At 70.8% G+C, this 13,074-nt stretch carries 9 protein-coding genes; 3 read left to right on the top strand and 6 right to left on the bottom strand.

Features of this window, described 5'->3' with window-relative positions:
• The first annotated feature begins 106 nt into the window (after nucleotides 1-106).
• Complete coding sequence (locus G4D85_RS10540; RefSeq protein WP_164010742.1) at nucleotides 107-2,443, top strand: glycosyltransferase family A protein; 2,337 nt, start codon at nucleotides 107-109, stop codon at nucleotides 2,441-2,443.
• A gap of 53 nt (nucleotides 2,444-2,496) precedes the next feature.
• On the opposite strand, the gene G4D85_RS10535 is transcribed toward G4D85_RS10540, so the two are convergent.
• The 3 genes from G4D85_RS10535 to G4D85_RS10525 all read right to left on the bottom strand — a co-directional run bounded on the left by G4D85_RS10535 (nucleotide 2,497) and on the right by G4D85_RS10525 (nucleotide 6,207).
• Nucleotides 2,497-3,420, bottom strand: coding sequence for an ADP-ribosylglycohydrolase family protein (locus G4D85_RS10535; protein ID WP_205525504.1), 924 nt, complete (start codon nucleotides 3,418-3,420; stop codon nucleotides 2,497-2,499).
• A 237-nt stretch (nucleotides 3,421-3,657) separates the two neighbouring features.
• The gene (locus G4D85_RS10530) at nucleotides 3,658-4,932 is read right to left on the bottom strand and encodes a hypothetical protein (protein WP_164010740.1); all 1,275 of its coding nucleotides are present in this window, start codon (nucleotides 4,930-4,932) and stop codon (nucleotides 3,658-3,660) included.
• A gap of 129 nt (nucleotides 4,933-5,061) precedes the next feature.
• The gene (locus G4D85_RS10525; protein WP_164010738.1) at nucleotides 5,062-6,207 is read right to left on the bottom strand and encodes an App1 family protein; all 1,146 of its coding nucleotides are present in this window, start codon (nucleotides 6,205-6,207) and stop codon (nucleotides 5,062-5,064) included.
• 154 nt (nucleotides 6,208-6,361) lie between these two features.
• Here G4D85_RS10525 and G4D85_RS10520 point away from each other — a divergent pair, with 154 nt between their 5' ends.
• Nucleotides 6,362-6,805, top strand: a complete 444-nt coding sequence (locus G4D85_RS10520; RefSeq protein ID WP_164010736.1) for a DUF6209 family protein — start codon at nucleotides 6,362-6,364, stop codon at nucleotides 6,803-6,805.
• Between the two features lie 83 nt (nucleotides 6,806-6,888).
• On the opposite strand, the gene G4D85_RS10515 is transcribed toward G4D85_RS10520, so the two are convergent.
• Nucleotides 6,889-7,407, bottom strand: coding sequence for a hypothetical protein (locus G4D85_RS10515; RefSeq protein ID WP_164010734.1), 519 nt, complete (start codon nucleotides 7,405-7,407; stop codon nucleotides 6,889-6,891).
• A gap of 212 nt (nucleotides 7,408-7,619) precedes the next feature.
• A complete protein-coding gene (locus tag G4D85_RS10510) occupies nucleotides 7,620-8,819 on the bottom strand; it encodes an L-dopachrome tautomerase-related protein (protein ID WP_164010732.1) in 1,200 nt (399 codons plus the stop codon).
• Nucleotides 8,820-9,138: 319 nt separating this feature from the next.
• On the opposite strand from G4D85_RS10510, the gene G4D85_RS10505 reads away from it, so the two are divergent.
• On the top strand, nucleotides 9,139-11,181 hold the full coding sequence (locus tag G4D85_RS10505) for a hypothetical protein (RefSeq protein ID WP_164010730.1): 2,043 nt from the start codon (nucleotides 9,139-9,141) through the stop codon (nucleotides 11,179-11,181).
• Nucleotides 11,182-11,207: 26 nt separating this feature from the next.
• Here the strand turns inward: G4D85_RS10505 and G4D85_RS10500 are convergent, their stop codons facing one another.
• Entirely contained in the window at nucleotides 11,208-13,064 is a 1,857-nt protein-coding gene (locus G4D85_RS10500) for a glycoside hydrolase family 15 protein (RefSeq protein WP_164010728.1), read from the bottom strand.
• Between the last annotated feature and the right edge of the window lie 10 nt (nucleotides 13,065-13,074).

Genomic DNA, 13,074 nt, shown 5'->3' with positions numbered 1-13,074 from the left:
GCACGCGCATATATAAGGATAGCGGGCGGTCAGGCGTGAGGTGACGGCGCAGCCCCCGCCTGGCTGTCGCTTGAGAGGGCTGGAGGGGTGGGATAAGGCCGCGCCCATGAGTGGTGCGCCCGTGCCTCCCCGCTTCAGCATCGTCATCCCCTGCTTCAACCAGGGCACCTTCCTCGCCGAGTGCCTGGCGAGCCTCCGCGCCCAGACGCTGCCGCCGTACGAGGTCCTCGTCGTCGACGACGGCTCCACGGACCCCTACTCCGTGCGGCGCATGGATGAGCTGTGCGTGGACGGGGTGAAGCTCCTCCGCCAGGAGAACCGGGGACTGCCGGGGGCTCGCAACACGGGCGTCCGCGCCGCCACCGGGGACTGGGTGCTGCCCCTGGACGCGGATGACTGCCTGGCGCCGGAGGCCCTGGCCACCTACGCGCGCGCCATCGCCGCCGCGCCCGAGGTGGACGTCTGGTACCCGGACATGGAGCACTTCGGCCAGGACACCTCCGTGTGGGAGTGCCCGCCCTTCAACGCGTGGCGGCTGCTGACGGAGAACCACCTGCTGTGCAGCTCCGCCATCCGGCGCGCGGTGTTCGACGCGGGCGTCCTCTACAACGAGGCCATGCGCCAGGGGTACGAGGACTGGGAGTTCTACATCCACGCCTGCGTGGAGAAGGGCTTCCTCGCCCGCCCGCTGGAGCGCCCCGTCTTCCGCTACCGGAAGTGGGGCTACAGCATGGTGTCCGCCTCGGATGCGAAGCGCGCCGCGCTGCTGGAGCAGATTCGCCGCGAGCGCTCCGCCGTGTACGGGGACTCGCAGCGACTGGTGGAGCTGAAGGCCCGGCACCAGCCCTACCTCGCGGTGGCCTCCGCCAGTGAGGCGCTGCGGCCCGCGCTGGAGGGCCAGCGGCTGCGGGACTTCCAGCTCGTGGACACGTCGGGGCGGGTGACTCGCGAGGAGGGACTCGGGGCGTTCCAGGGGCACCGCTTCTCGCGGCTGCTGGTGAGCCTGGAGGATGCGTCGCTGGCGGCGGCCCTGCACGCGGACCCGTTCCTGCTGGAGAAGGTGGCCCGGGTCTCCCTGGAGCAGCGGCCCTCGGTGCTGTGGCTCGTCACCACCGGGCCGGAGCAGGCGTGGCCGGGGTTCCTCCTGTCGGAGGCCGCGGCGCGGGCGGGCGACGTGCGATGCGTCGGCTTCGCTGTCGACCCGTCCCGGCTGCTCGGGGCTCCGCCGATTCCGCGCACCGGGGCTGGACTGCTGGAGGACCTGGCCCGGCACCTGGAAGGACTCGTGCCGGGCTCTCAGGCCTGGATGGGGGTGGGGCCGTCCTTGAAGGCGGGCGAGGGCGCTGCGCTTCCCCAGGTGGCACTGTCGGTGCCGGCGCCCGGCGTGGGCCCTGCTTCCGGGCGCGGCGTGGAGGTGCGCCAGGGGTTGAAGCTGGTGGGACAGGGCGCCAACACGCTGCTGCGGGGGCTCCTCGGTGCGGAGCGCCATGCGCGGCTGCGCGCCTCTCCGGTGACGCGCCAGCTTGGCTCGCGGCTGCGCGCCAGGCTCCGGGCACCGGCCGAGCCGGTCCGCGTGGAAGACGTCGAGCACCGGGAGGGTCCGTTCGCGGCGTGGCAGCTCGACAGCCGGCGGCAGCGGGAGGAGCTGGCGCGGACGTTCGGCCAGCCGCCCCGCTACGACGAGCGTCCGGAAGACGGCGAGCCCGCGCTGCTCATCGTCACGTCGTCGGTGAGCCGTGGCGACGTGGCACAGTCGCGGGCGGATGGCACTTCGTCGGTGAGCCGTGGCGCCGTGGCGCAGTCGCGGGCGGATGGCACTTCGTCGGTGAGCCGTGGCGACGTGGCACAGCCGCGGGTGGATGGCACTTCGTCGGCGAGCCGTGGCGACGTGGAGCCGTCACTGGTGGAGCTGCTGAAGGGACTGCACGCGCTGGCGCCCACGCAGCGCCGCTACCTCGTCACCACCGAGTACCCGGACGCCCCGGCCTGGGCCGACACCGTGCTGCCCCTGGTGCGCGGCGCCTTCGCCGCGCCCGACCTGGCGTCCCGGACGATGCCGGACTTCATCGCCTCGCTCGCGAAGCGGCTGGGCGTGGGCGCCGTGCTCATGACCCACACCCGCGCGGGGCTGGAGGCACTGCCCGCGCTGCGCCAGTTGGAGCCCCGGCCTCGCGTCATCGCCCTGGCGGGCCCGCTGCCGCCGCGTGACTCGGTGACGGGCCTGTACTCCGGACCGAGCGCGGAGGCGGCCGCGCGCTTCAACAACCTCATCGATGGCTACGCCGTGAGCAGCCAGGACACGGCGGACCGCTTCGTGCGGGACTTGTACGTGTCGCCCACGAAGCTGCGCCTCATGCCGCTCGCGGAGGCGGACCGTGCGCGCTACGCGCGGGAGCTGATGGAGCTGCTCTTCCCCGAAGCGCAGCGGCGCACGGCGCCGTAGTACGTCCTCCGGTCAGCCGAGCGGACGGGCCAAGCCCCCGGGAAGCCGTGGCATCACACGCGCCGGTGCAGCGCTTCCCGAGCGGCACGCCACGTCGCGGGAATGGAGGAGACGCCCGCGCTCAACGCGACGATGCCACCCACGATGGCGCAGGTGGTGTCCCGGTCCCCGAAGCCGGCCACCGTGCACCAGAGGGCTTCCTCGAAAGAGTCGAGGTGCCTTGCCGCACACCAGATGGCAAAGGGCACGGTGTCCTCGGAGATGACCTTCTGCCCACTGCCAAGCTCGCGCGCCGCCGAGGAAGGGCTCGCATCGACCGGCCAGTCCCTGGCCTTCTCCAGCCCCTGACGTGTCGCTCCGGCGGGAGTGGCGTCCAACACCGCCTCGAAGAGCTGCCTCGCGGAGCCGTGGTGTTCCGCCCATTGGCAGGCCCACGCGGCGGCGACCGCGATGGCAATCGCCCCCGCCTGCCCCTCCGGGTGCAGGTGCGTCACCTCCGCCGAGGCCCGCGCTTCGGACACCACCCGGGTCAGGTCTCCCGCGAAGTAAGCCCCCACGGGCGCCACGCGCATGGCCGCGCCGTTGCCCATGGAGCCCTGGCCGTCGAACACCTCCGCGGACACCTCACGCCAGGGCAGGCCCACCCCGAGCTTCTGCAGGATGTCGTGCGCGGTACCGCCATAGCCGCGGTTCTTGTCGTTGCGGTAGCGCTTCGCGAGGACGCGGGCCAGCGCGTCCTGGTCGATACGGCCGTGGTCTTCCAGCACCTGGACGATGGCCAGGGCCATCTCGGTGTCGTCGGTGTACTTCCACGGTGCGCGGGGCACGGCGCGCTGCTCCACCAGGGGCTGCACCCGCTCGTGCGGGCCGAAGAAGCGCTCGCCGAACGCGTCCCCGACGGACAGTCCCTCCAACGAGACGAGGGCACGTGCCAGCCGCGCCGCGGGGTCCATGGGTTTCCGTGGGGTATCGCTCATGAAATCGCGCTCCTCACCCACTCAATAACATCCAGCACACGCGCGTCTTCATCCCCTGCCCCACACGACAAACCCCTGCTGACACGACGACGCCGGTGCTCCCTGCGTGGGAACACGGGCGTTTCCGTCCCTCAGCCTCCACTGCGCGAGGCTCACCCCTGAAACGAACGACGCCGGTGCTCCCTGCGTGGGGCACCGGCGTCTTTCGTCTCTTCAGCCTCCGCCGTCGCGCGAGGCTCAGATTTCGTGGGTGATGTGCTGGAGCACCGCCACCCGGTTCGTCTGCGGGAAGTAGAACACGTAGACGTGGTGGTAGTCCTTGGCGCCCGGAGCCACGGGATAGCTCGCGTAGTAGTGCGCCACCTGGGGCACCGCGCCGCTGCCCAGCTCCGCCGGCAGCGCCTGCTGCAGCTCCAGCCACCAGGAGCCGTGGTCCTGGATGAACTGCGCCCAGGACTCGGGGTTCGGCCACCGCTCGAAGCGGTGGTAGTCCATCAGCTCGCCCAGCGACGCATACGCCGCCGGCAGCGCCACCTGCGCCAGGCTCGGCGGCACCGTGGCCACGCCCGGCACGGTGTACGTGTCCAGCGTGCCGTCACACCAGTTCTCACCCGTGTTGCACCGGGTGTTGCCCGCCGCCATCGCCGCGGCCAGCGCGCTGCTCTGAGGGTGGGTGCCCAGCACCAGCGGCCCGAGCCCGTAGTAGTAGTGGTAGAAGCGCTGGCACACCGGCCACATCCGCTGCGTGAAGGCCTGCTCGCCGCCCGAGCACCACGCCGTCGTCGAGCCCGGAGCACACACGTCCAGGAAGGCCGCGTGCGCGTCGTCCGAGCCCGTGCACGCCGCATACGCCTCGGCCGCCGTCATCCGCCGGCCCAGCACCGGGTCGATTTCCTCCACGCGCGCCTGCACGCAGACCTCGATGCGCGTGGCGACGTCCAAATCGCACGAGTCATACAGCGCCGGGTTCACCGGCGGCGCGCACTGGCCATTGAGGCAGTCCAGCTGCAGGCGGAACTTCTTCCCCGCGCCCGTGCCCGTGGACACCACCGCGAGGTACTCGCCGCCCTGCGGCAGCGCCACCCCGGCAATCTTGCTCAGCTGCCCGTAGCCGGAGTCGTCGTCCACCGCCACCAGCGTGGTGCCCCAGCTGCCATTCGCCTGGCGCGGCCCGTACAGGAACAGGCCCGTGTCCAGGTACATGCTGCTGCCCAGGTGCGTCACCTCCAGCTTCACGTGCGCGCCGGCCGCCACCTGGAAGGCGAACGAGAGGTACTGGGGGTGGGTGGTGAACTGCGTCTGCACCGACCCACCCAGGCTCACCGGGCCGAGGAAGGCCGTACTGTCCACGATGTCGCCACTCGGGGGCGCTGGAGGCGGATGGAGGACCGCCTGCGCGCTCTCACCGAGCTCCGGCACTTCACCGACTGCACCGACTTCGGCTTGACCACATGCGCCCAGCGCCAGCGCGGCGAGCGCCCAGCGAAACGAATGAACCAGCTTGCCACGCATGACTCACTTCCTTCGGGGGGTGGGAAGGGACACAGGGCTGTCCCGAAAATCTGGGCTGCCTTTGCCACATCCGAAGGTCTGAATTCAAGTGACGCCAATGTTTTTTGGCGTTCCTGCAATTCAGGAGGCTCAGTCCTGGCGCTCACCGAGGATTCCGCGGGCGGCGTCCTCGCGGCGGTGGGCCTCCACTTCCTGCACCTCGCGCCAGTCAATCCACCCGGCGCGGGCCGCGTGACGCGCCGCGGCGGTGGTGTCATCCACCACCAGCAGTTGGCTGCCGGCGCGGCGGATGTCCTCGCCAATCTTCTCCAGCTCGTGCGCGCGGCGCGGGTGGCCCGGCACGGTGCGGATGTAGACGCAGAGGATGCGGCCCGGGTACTCGCGGCAGATGGTGCGGTAGTGCTCCGCGTCCTCCTGGCCGCTGTCCCCAATGAGGATGAAGGGCAGGCGCTGCATCGTCTCGAGCAGCCCGCGAATCTTCTCCAGCTTGTGCCCGTGCCCGCCTCCGGGCGCGAAGCCCTGGGCGGACAGGCCCCAGTCGCGCAGCAGCAGCGGCCCGGCGGGGATGTGGTGCACGCCGAGGAACTCGTCCAGGTGCTCGTACAGGTTCCACGGGCTGCTGGAGACGTAGAAGATGGGGTTGTCCGCCGCCGAGCCCCGCCCGCCCTGCAGCGCCGCGTAGAAGGCGTCCACGCCGGGGAAGGGCAGCCGCACGCGGTGCTCGGTGAGGAAGAGCGCCCAGGCGCGCTTCAGCGGGTCCGTCACCCCGGTGACGATGACGGTGTCGTCGATGTCGCTGATGACGCCGTACTCGGCGCCCGCGCCCGCCACGCGCACCGGAGCGGCCACGCGCGGCACGCCCTGCGCTTCCGGTGAGAGCAGCTCCAGCTCCACCATGTGCCAGCCCGAGCGCACCCCTTCCGGCGGCGGCACCCACAGCTCCAGGAAGCCCTCGTCGTCGGTGGTGCCCTCCCAGCGCTTGTCGCCCCAGCGCACCGCCACGTGCGCCCCGGCGATTTCGCGCGTCATGTAGCGCTTGTAGGAAGCAATCGCGCTGCCCACCAGCGTGTGCCGCTGCTGGGGCGGGCGGACGTGTCGGTCTTCCAGGACACGGGCCTTGATGACGGCGCGCTCGGGAGTGCCGTAGCCCCGGTAGGGGAGGATTCGCAGCGGCGGGGCGATTCCCAGCTTCTGGCGGAACCGTCGGCTCAGGGCGTCGTACTGGGCGTCCACGCGGACGGCGAGGCGGTAGAAGGCAGGGAAGAAGTCGGCCATGGCGCAGGGCGTAACGAGTGGGGGACGGGACTGTAGAAGACTCCGAGGCCCACGCGGGGCAAACCCGCGAGGAGGCGCCACCGGCCGACACAGCCGGCAGGGCTCTCCACCTCCGTATCTACAATGTAGTGCCCCCTCAACCAGGAGCTTCGCCTTGTTGCGTCATCCCTCCCGTTGGTTCCTCGCCACCGTCGCCACCGCCGCGCTGCTCGTCGGCACCGTGGCCGCGTCGCAGTCCACGCCGAGCATCACCTTCCAGTCGCCGTCGCAGGGCTGGAATGTCTTCCCGTCCTCCAACCCGCTGCCCTACGGCCAGACGGCCGCCATCATCTACGACGCTAGCCGGCTGACGACGTGCCGCGGTGACTACATGGGCAACCCGGGCTGGAGCATCTACGCCTACTACAAGTGGAACAACGGCCCCGTGCAGCCGGCCATCTGGGTGGCGGGCGCCAAGCCCTACGCCACCGTGCCCCCGCCCTCCATCCCGCTCAACACACGCGGCGACCTGGCCATCTGGTTCGAGAACACCAGCCGCTGGGGCTGCCAGGGGTGGGACTCGAACTACGGCAACAACTTCCACTTCAACGTGCAGTGACGTGGAGACCCGGGAGCGCGGCGGGTGCTGTCCGCGCTTCCGGGCCCGTGACGCTTCCGCGCGGGAGTGTGCCCGCGCGGAAGTCAGTGGAGCCGGGTGACGAGCTCCGCCCGGCCGATGGGGCTGTGGCCCGCGGCGAGCAGCCGGCGCGCCGCGAGCACCGACACGCAGTCGTCCGTGCTGTGGATGTCGCCGTAGAAGGTGAGCAGCGTGGCCGGGTCCACCACGCGCACGCCGCCGGCCTCCACGGAGGGCACGCGCCGCACGAAGACGTCGAGGATGACCTTGCCGCCCGCGTCGTGCCGCGCGTAGCGGTAGAAGTGCGTGGACGTGGCGTCGAAGCGCGTCCAGATGCGGTGGTAGCCCCGGGCGGTGAGCACCGGCACCACCTCCGGGAAGCGCGAGGGCTCCACGAAGAGGTCCACGTCCTTGTGGTCGTGGAAGAGCTTCAGCTCCTCGTGCGGCGGGGCCATGAAGTGCCAGGCCCAGCCTCCGGACACCGTCACCCACGGGGCCAGGGCGCGCACCTCGGACTCGGAGACGCGCAGGCGCTCGGGGTTCCAGGGCTCGCGTGCCCGCTTCGGATTGCGTGGGTCTCCCATGGCCGTGTCCTCCCGTGCGTCCGGTGCGCTGCCCGGACGGGGGTGCTGGAGGGGGACTGACACGGGCGGCGCGCCGCGAGGAGCCCGGCTTCGCCCCAGAGGTACGACTGGCAGGGCCCGCGTCGCATGCCACGAGGTGACGCCGGGCCTCGCGACATCAAATGCCTGCGACACCCGCGATGCCGGACTTGAAGATGCCGGGCCCCACGGCGTCACATGCCCGCGACGCCCGCAATGCCGGACTTGAAGCGGTAGATGTAATAGGGCGCGTTCGCGGCGATGTGCGCCTTCGACTGGAGCATCTGGTGCGGAATCGCGCTGTCCGCCAGGTACACCCAGCCGTCCGGCCCGTGGCTGAGCGCGTCCGCCCAGCGGATGCGCGGCGACTTCACCAGCGTCTCCAGCCGGCCCTCGGGGCTCATGCGCAGCACGGCGCCGTGCTCCACGTCGGTGATGAGCACGTTGCCCTCCACGTCCGCGCTCAGTCCGTCATTCAGCGGCTTGCGGCCCACCGCGTGCAGCCGCTTCTCCAACTCCGCCTCACCGAGCGAGGCGTCCCGCAGGTCCGCCGCGCGCACGCGGTACATGGTGTCGTGGTTCATCGCCGCGAACCACACCCACTCGCCCGACGGGTCCATGGCGATTCCGTCCACGCCCGCCTTCAGCGCTGCGAGCCCGCCGAAGAACACCATCTCCTTGATGGGATTGCGGATGATGTAGTCCTGGGGGAACACCGACGGGTGCCCGCTCAGCACGCGGCGCGCCTGCTTCGCCGCCACGTCGTAGACGACGAGCCCCGGCCCGCGCCGCCAGAAGGCCACGTCCGCGATGAACACCGCGTCGCCCTTCACGTCCACGCGCAGGTCCTGGAGGAACGAGCCCGGCGGCGCCACGTCCGGAGGGAAGACGAACTCGTGCGCGAGGTGGCCGGTGGCCAGCTCGAAGGCCAGCAGCCGGGGCGTGCCCATGCCGTGATTGCCGTGGTCGATGGTCCACAGCCAGTCGCGCCGGTCGATGGTAATGCCCAGCGGCGTCTCGAACAGCTTCGCCTGGAGTTCCGCGGTGGGGTACGGCACCGCCTTGCCGTCCACCCACTCCAGCAGCTTCGCGCCCTCGGGCCGGCTCTCCGGGTGGATGGTGAAGAACAGCCGCCCCGTGGAGGACACCGCCAGGTTGCCGATGGGCTCCGGACTCATCGCCGCGACTTCCAGCGCGCTGTCCGGCAGCAGTGGCATGCCCGTCACGTCCGGGTACGGCGCCCCGCCTCCGTAGCGCAGGCGCACGCCCAGGGCCGCGAGCAGCAGCAGCGCCACCACCGCGCCCACCACCTTGAGCAGCGTCGAGCCCCGGCGGACCGGCGCGGCGGGAGACGGGGACGGAGCACCAGGAACGGCGGGAGTCGGAGCGGCCAAGAGAGCCTCGTGGGAAATGACCTTGAGTCACTTATAGATGACTGGAGGTCACTTGTCGAGCCGGTGGGCGCCACGTGGGACGGTGGACCGCCGGCTTCGCCTCAGTACGGAGCGTGAGGGCCAGTGGTTCTGGCCCCGGGCAACTGCCGGCCGTGGAATGAACGTTCCTTCCTCTGTCTCCTGCTCCCTGGGTGGGGCGGAGCTGGGGGCCCCGTTGGGCAACGCCGCGGTGCAGGACCGCTGTGCGCTACCCGGCGAATGCGGGCGGAATCCGCACGGCCCTCATGCGAAAGACCACCCCAGCAGGTAGTGTGCTTCCATGACTACCTGGAGCCCCCATGCCTTCGCCCGAGGGCTGGCCGCGCTGCGCGCCTTCGCCGAGTCCGAGCCCGACATCGCCACCCGGGCACGCGCCGACTTTCCGGAGTCCTGGGGCGCCGACGACGTCCCCTGGATGGGCAGCAACCTCATGGCCTGGCTCCTCCATGGACACGAGGACGCCGAGGGCCGGACCGCCGCCGACCGACGGCTGTTGAAAGAAGGGCCCCACCTGCCCCGCGCCGAGCGTGCCCTGATGGCCGCGCTGGCTGCCTCCTGGTGCTCGGTCTTCGAGGTGGAGGAGGTGCACTTCGGAACGGGGCTGCGGCTGAGGGACTTGCTGCTCGACGAAGTGCTGGAGGTGCGGGAGCGGAGCCTCACCCTCCAGGTGGTTCACGGTGACGTCATGGTCGCCTGGGCCATGCCCGCCGGGGGCCACCTGGAGCTGGTGGGCGGCCCGGTCCTCGTTCCACCCCCTCTGTCCGAGCACTTCGTCTCGGACGCGCGCCAGGAGCTTGCCGGGCAGCTCCCCGCCGGGGACGTGGACGGCCGCCACCGCCAGGTACGACGCCTCGCGCCCTTTCTCTTCCGACGCGCGATGGAGCTGTTCACCGCCGAGCCGCCCCTGCCCGAGCTAATCGACTCCGAGCTAATCGACTCCCTCGTGGCGGCCCCCCAGCGCCGAGTCTTCCAGGATGCCGCGGAGCGCCCACCTCGCCGGCCGGCCGGCAAGGACGAAGCGCTCGAGCCTGGCTCGGCCTACGTCTTCAAGCTGGGCCCCATCGACACGCACCTGGACAGACGCGCGGCCCTCTACGTCGCCGCGACTTCCGACGGTGCGGTGCTCCCGCCCGTGCTGGGTCGCCGGGATGCGGAAGGACTGGAGGCGCTCGCGCGCGGGCTGGAGGGGCGCAAGCGCTACTGCGAGGGCCGGCTTGCGCGCGCCGGTGCCGCCTTCGGGTACGCGTCGCGGCGCATGCCCTCCGCGCTCGCGAAGCTGCGAGCGGTGCTGGCCGTCCACCTGTACTGGGGACCTGATGCCCCATCCGACCTGGCGCCGGAGCGCATGGATGCACTCCTCTCGGGCTTCGCGGACCTCATCCGCGAGGCGCCCTGGGAGCTGTGGACCAACGAGGAGGTCTTCACCGTCCACCTCGAAGGCGCTGTGCAGGGCACCCGCGAGGTGTCCGTCATGGGCGGCGGGGGAAGCGAGTTCGGCTTCGCGCTCTTCGACCGGTCCGGCTCCGTGGAGCGGATGGCGATGTCTGGCCCTCCGCGCGAGGGCCTGGACGTGCTCATTCCGGACTCGCTGGGGGTGACGCTCGAAGACGAGCCATCCTGGGCGGTGAAGGCAGTGCAGCAAGCCTTCGGCCTGCCCTTCGTCCCGGAGGTGATGCGAATCCAGCGGAACACGCCGCGACTGGCCAACGTCGAGGAGTTGCTGGAGGCGGCAGCGGTGGCCCGAGCCCTGGCCTTGGCCTCGGCACAGCCCGAGGAGCGAGAGGTGGAGGTGGTGCTTCTCGTGGGCGACGTCCAGGTCCGGGCGCGGCTGGAGATTCCCCTCCCGCTCTTCTCCGGCGAGTACGTGGGCAAGGCGCTGCCGGCGAAGTCCTCCGGCTGGCGTCCCACGCATTCGAAGCGTCCGCTTCGCAAGGTCCCCACGCGGAAGGTGTCGGAGACGCTGCTCGAGTTCGCCAAGCCCCTGCTGGAAGACGTGGAGTCCCTGGTCGACCCGCAGGACGAGCTCTTCTTGATTCTGGCGCTGGCGATGAGCGCGTGGAACGCCGTCGTCCAGGACACGTGGGAGCCGGAGAAGGGCTGGGTGGAGCGGGCGCGCGCCACCTTGCGACGGATGCCGAAAGATGACCGCGAGCAGATGACCCGGGACTTCGAGCTGCTGGTGGAGCGCAAGCGCCGCGACTTCGCGGACGACCCCCGGCTGTTCGACGCGCTGGACATCGTGGTGCACAGGAAGGGCGACCTGGGCGTCCAGCTCATGGGCATCGTGACGCCCGGAGCGTGGGAGGATTTCCTCGGGGTGTAGGCGAAGCCGTCCGTCGCGCCGGGCCCTCAGTCCCGCCCCCCCAGCGTCCGGTCCAGGTTGTACGCGGCGCTGATGAGCGACAGGTGTGTGAGGGCCTGCGGGAAGTTGCCCAGCGCCTCACCGGACATGCCCGTCTGCTCCGCGTACAGCCCCACGTGGTTGGCGTAGCCCAGCATCCGCTCGAAGGTCAGCCGCGCCTCCTCCAGCAAATCCGGCCTCGCCACGCTGGCGCGCGTCATGGCCTCCACCAGCCAGAAGCTGCACAGGTTGAAGGTGCCCTCGCGGCCCGGGATTCCGTCCAGCGTCGCGTCCACGTCGTAGCGGAACACCAGCCCGTCCGACACCAGGCCGCCCTTCGAGGGCGGACGCCGAATCCTGTCCAGCGTGGACAGCATCCGCGGGTCCACCGGCGACAGGAAGAACACCAGCGGCATCAGGAGGTTCGCCGCGTCCAGCGCCTCGTGGTCATACGCCTGGATGAAGGCCTCGCGCTCCTGGCTCCACCCCTGGGACATGATGTCCTCGAAGAGGGTGTCCCGCACCGCCAGCCACTTCGGCCGGTCCGCCGGGAAGCTGCGCTTGTCCGCCAGGCGGATGGCCCGGTCCACCGCCACCCAGCACATCAGCTTCGAGTACACGAAGTGCCGCCGCCCGCCGCGCACCTCCCAGATGCCCTCGTCCGGCTGGTTCCAGTGGTTGCACACCCAGTCCACCAGCCGCCGCAGGTGCCTCCAGAAGTCATACGAAATGGGCGCCGCGTGCTTGTTGGACAGGTACACCGAGTCCATCAGCTCGCCGTAGATGTCCAGCTGCAGCTGGTCCGCCGCCGCGTTGCCGATGCGCACCGGCCGCGCGCCGCCATAGCCGGACAGGTGTGACAGCTCCACCTCGTCCGGCACCCGGCTGCCGTCCACCGCGAACATCAGCGGCAGCGGCCCGTCCCCATTCTCCGCGCAGCGCTTCTCCACCCAGCGCATGAAGGCCGCCGCCTCGTCCTTGAAGCCGATGCGCAGGAAGGCGTAGACGGTGAAGGCCGCGTCCCGCAGCCAGCAGAAGCGGTAGTCCCAGTTGCGCGTGCCGCCCGGAAACTCGGGCAGGCTGCACGTGGGCGCCGCGACAATCGCCCCCGTCGGCTCGAAGGTCATCAGCTTGAGCGCCAGCGCCGAGCGCTGCACCGTCTCGCGCCAGCGGCCCCGGTAGTTGCAGCCCGACAGCCAGTGGCGCCAGTAGTCCACCGTGTCGCGGAAGAGCACCTCCGCGGACTCGTGGCTGTGCACCAGCTCCTGACACGACGGCCGCGCGCCCTCGCGCAGCGAGAAGACGGCGGACTGGTTCTCATGCAGCGTGAAGCTGGCGCGGACGCCCCGCTCCGCCTTCTCCAGCGGCACGGAGGACACCAGGGTGAGCTTCAGCGTCTCCGACGAGAAGGTGGCCCCGCCGTGGATGAGGCGCGTCTCGTGCGAGTCCCTGGCGTAGTTGAAGGCCGGGAAGCACTCCAGCTGGAAGGACATCTCCCCGCGCACCACGCGCACGCGCCGCAGCACCTCGCGCACACCCCGCCCCTGGCGCGACATGGGCATGAAGTCCACCAGCTCGCCCACGCCGTCCGGCGTGTAGAAGCGCGTCACCAGCACGTTGGTGTCGGGCCAGTAGAACTGTTTCTTCAGCACCCCATCCGGCGTGGGGGCGATGCGCCAGTGGCCACCCCGGTCCGGGTCCAGCAGCGCGCCGAAGACGCTCGGGCTGTCGAAGTGGGGGTAGCACAGCCAGTCGAGCGTGCCCTCGTTGCCTATCAGCGCCACCGTCCGCAGGTCGCCGATGATGCCGTGGTCCTCAATCGGCACCGAATGGCCCGCCACGATGCTGCTTCTGGTTTCCTTCATATCGGGCGCC

It is taken from the genome of Pyxidicoccus trucidator, assembly GCF_010894435.1.
Taxonomy (GTDB): Bacteria; Myxococcota; Myxococcia; order Myxococcales; family Myxococcaceae; genus Myxococcus; species Myxococcus trucidator.
This window is presented reverse-complemented; position numbering and strand designations above follow the sequence as displayed.

What these genes read in the sequence shown, in the direction of transcription:
- G4D85_RS10505 (WP_164010730.1), top strand. Translation starts at nt 9,139, where the DNA reads ATGACTACCTGGAGCCCCCATGCCTTCGCCCGAGGGCTGGCCGCGCTG.
- G4D85_RS10525 (WP_164010738.1), bottom strand. Translation starts at nt 6,207, where the DNA reads ATGGCCGACTTCTTCCCTGCCTTCTACCGCCTCGCCGTCCGCGTGGAC.
- G4D85_RS10515 (WP_164010734.1), bottom strand. Translation starts at nt 7,407, where the DNA reads ATGGGAGACCCACGCAATCCGAAGCGGGCACGCGAGCCCTGGAACCCC.
- G4D85_RS10540 (WP_164010742.1), top strand. Translation starts at nt 107, where the DNA reads ATGAGTGGTGCGCCCGTGCCTCCCCGCTTCAGCATCGTCATCCCCTGC.
- G4D85_RS10535 (WP_205525504.1), bottom strand. Translation starts at nt 3,420, where the DNA reads ATGAGCGATACCCCACGGAAACCCATGGACCCCGCGGCGCGGCTGGCA.
- G4D85_RS10530 (WP_164010740.1), bottom strand. Translation starts at nt 4,932, where the DNA reads ATGCGTGGCAAGCTGGTTCATTCGTTTCGCTGGGCGCTCGCCGCGCTG.
- G4D85_RS10500 (WP_164010728.1), bottom strand. Translation starts at nt 13,064, where the DNA reads ATGAAGGAAACCAGAAGCAGCATCGTGGCGGGCCATTCGGTGCCGATT.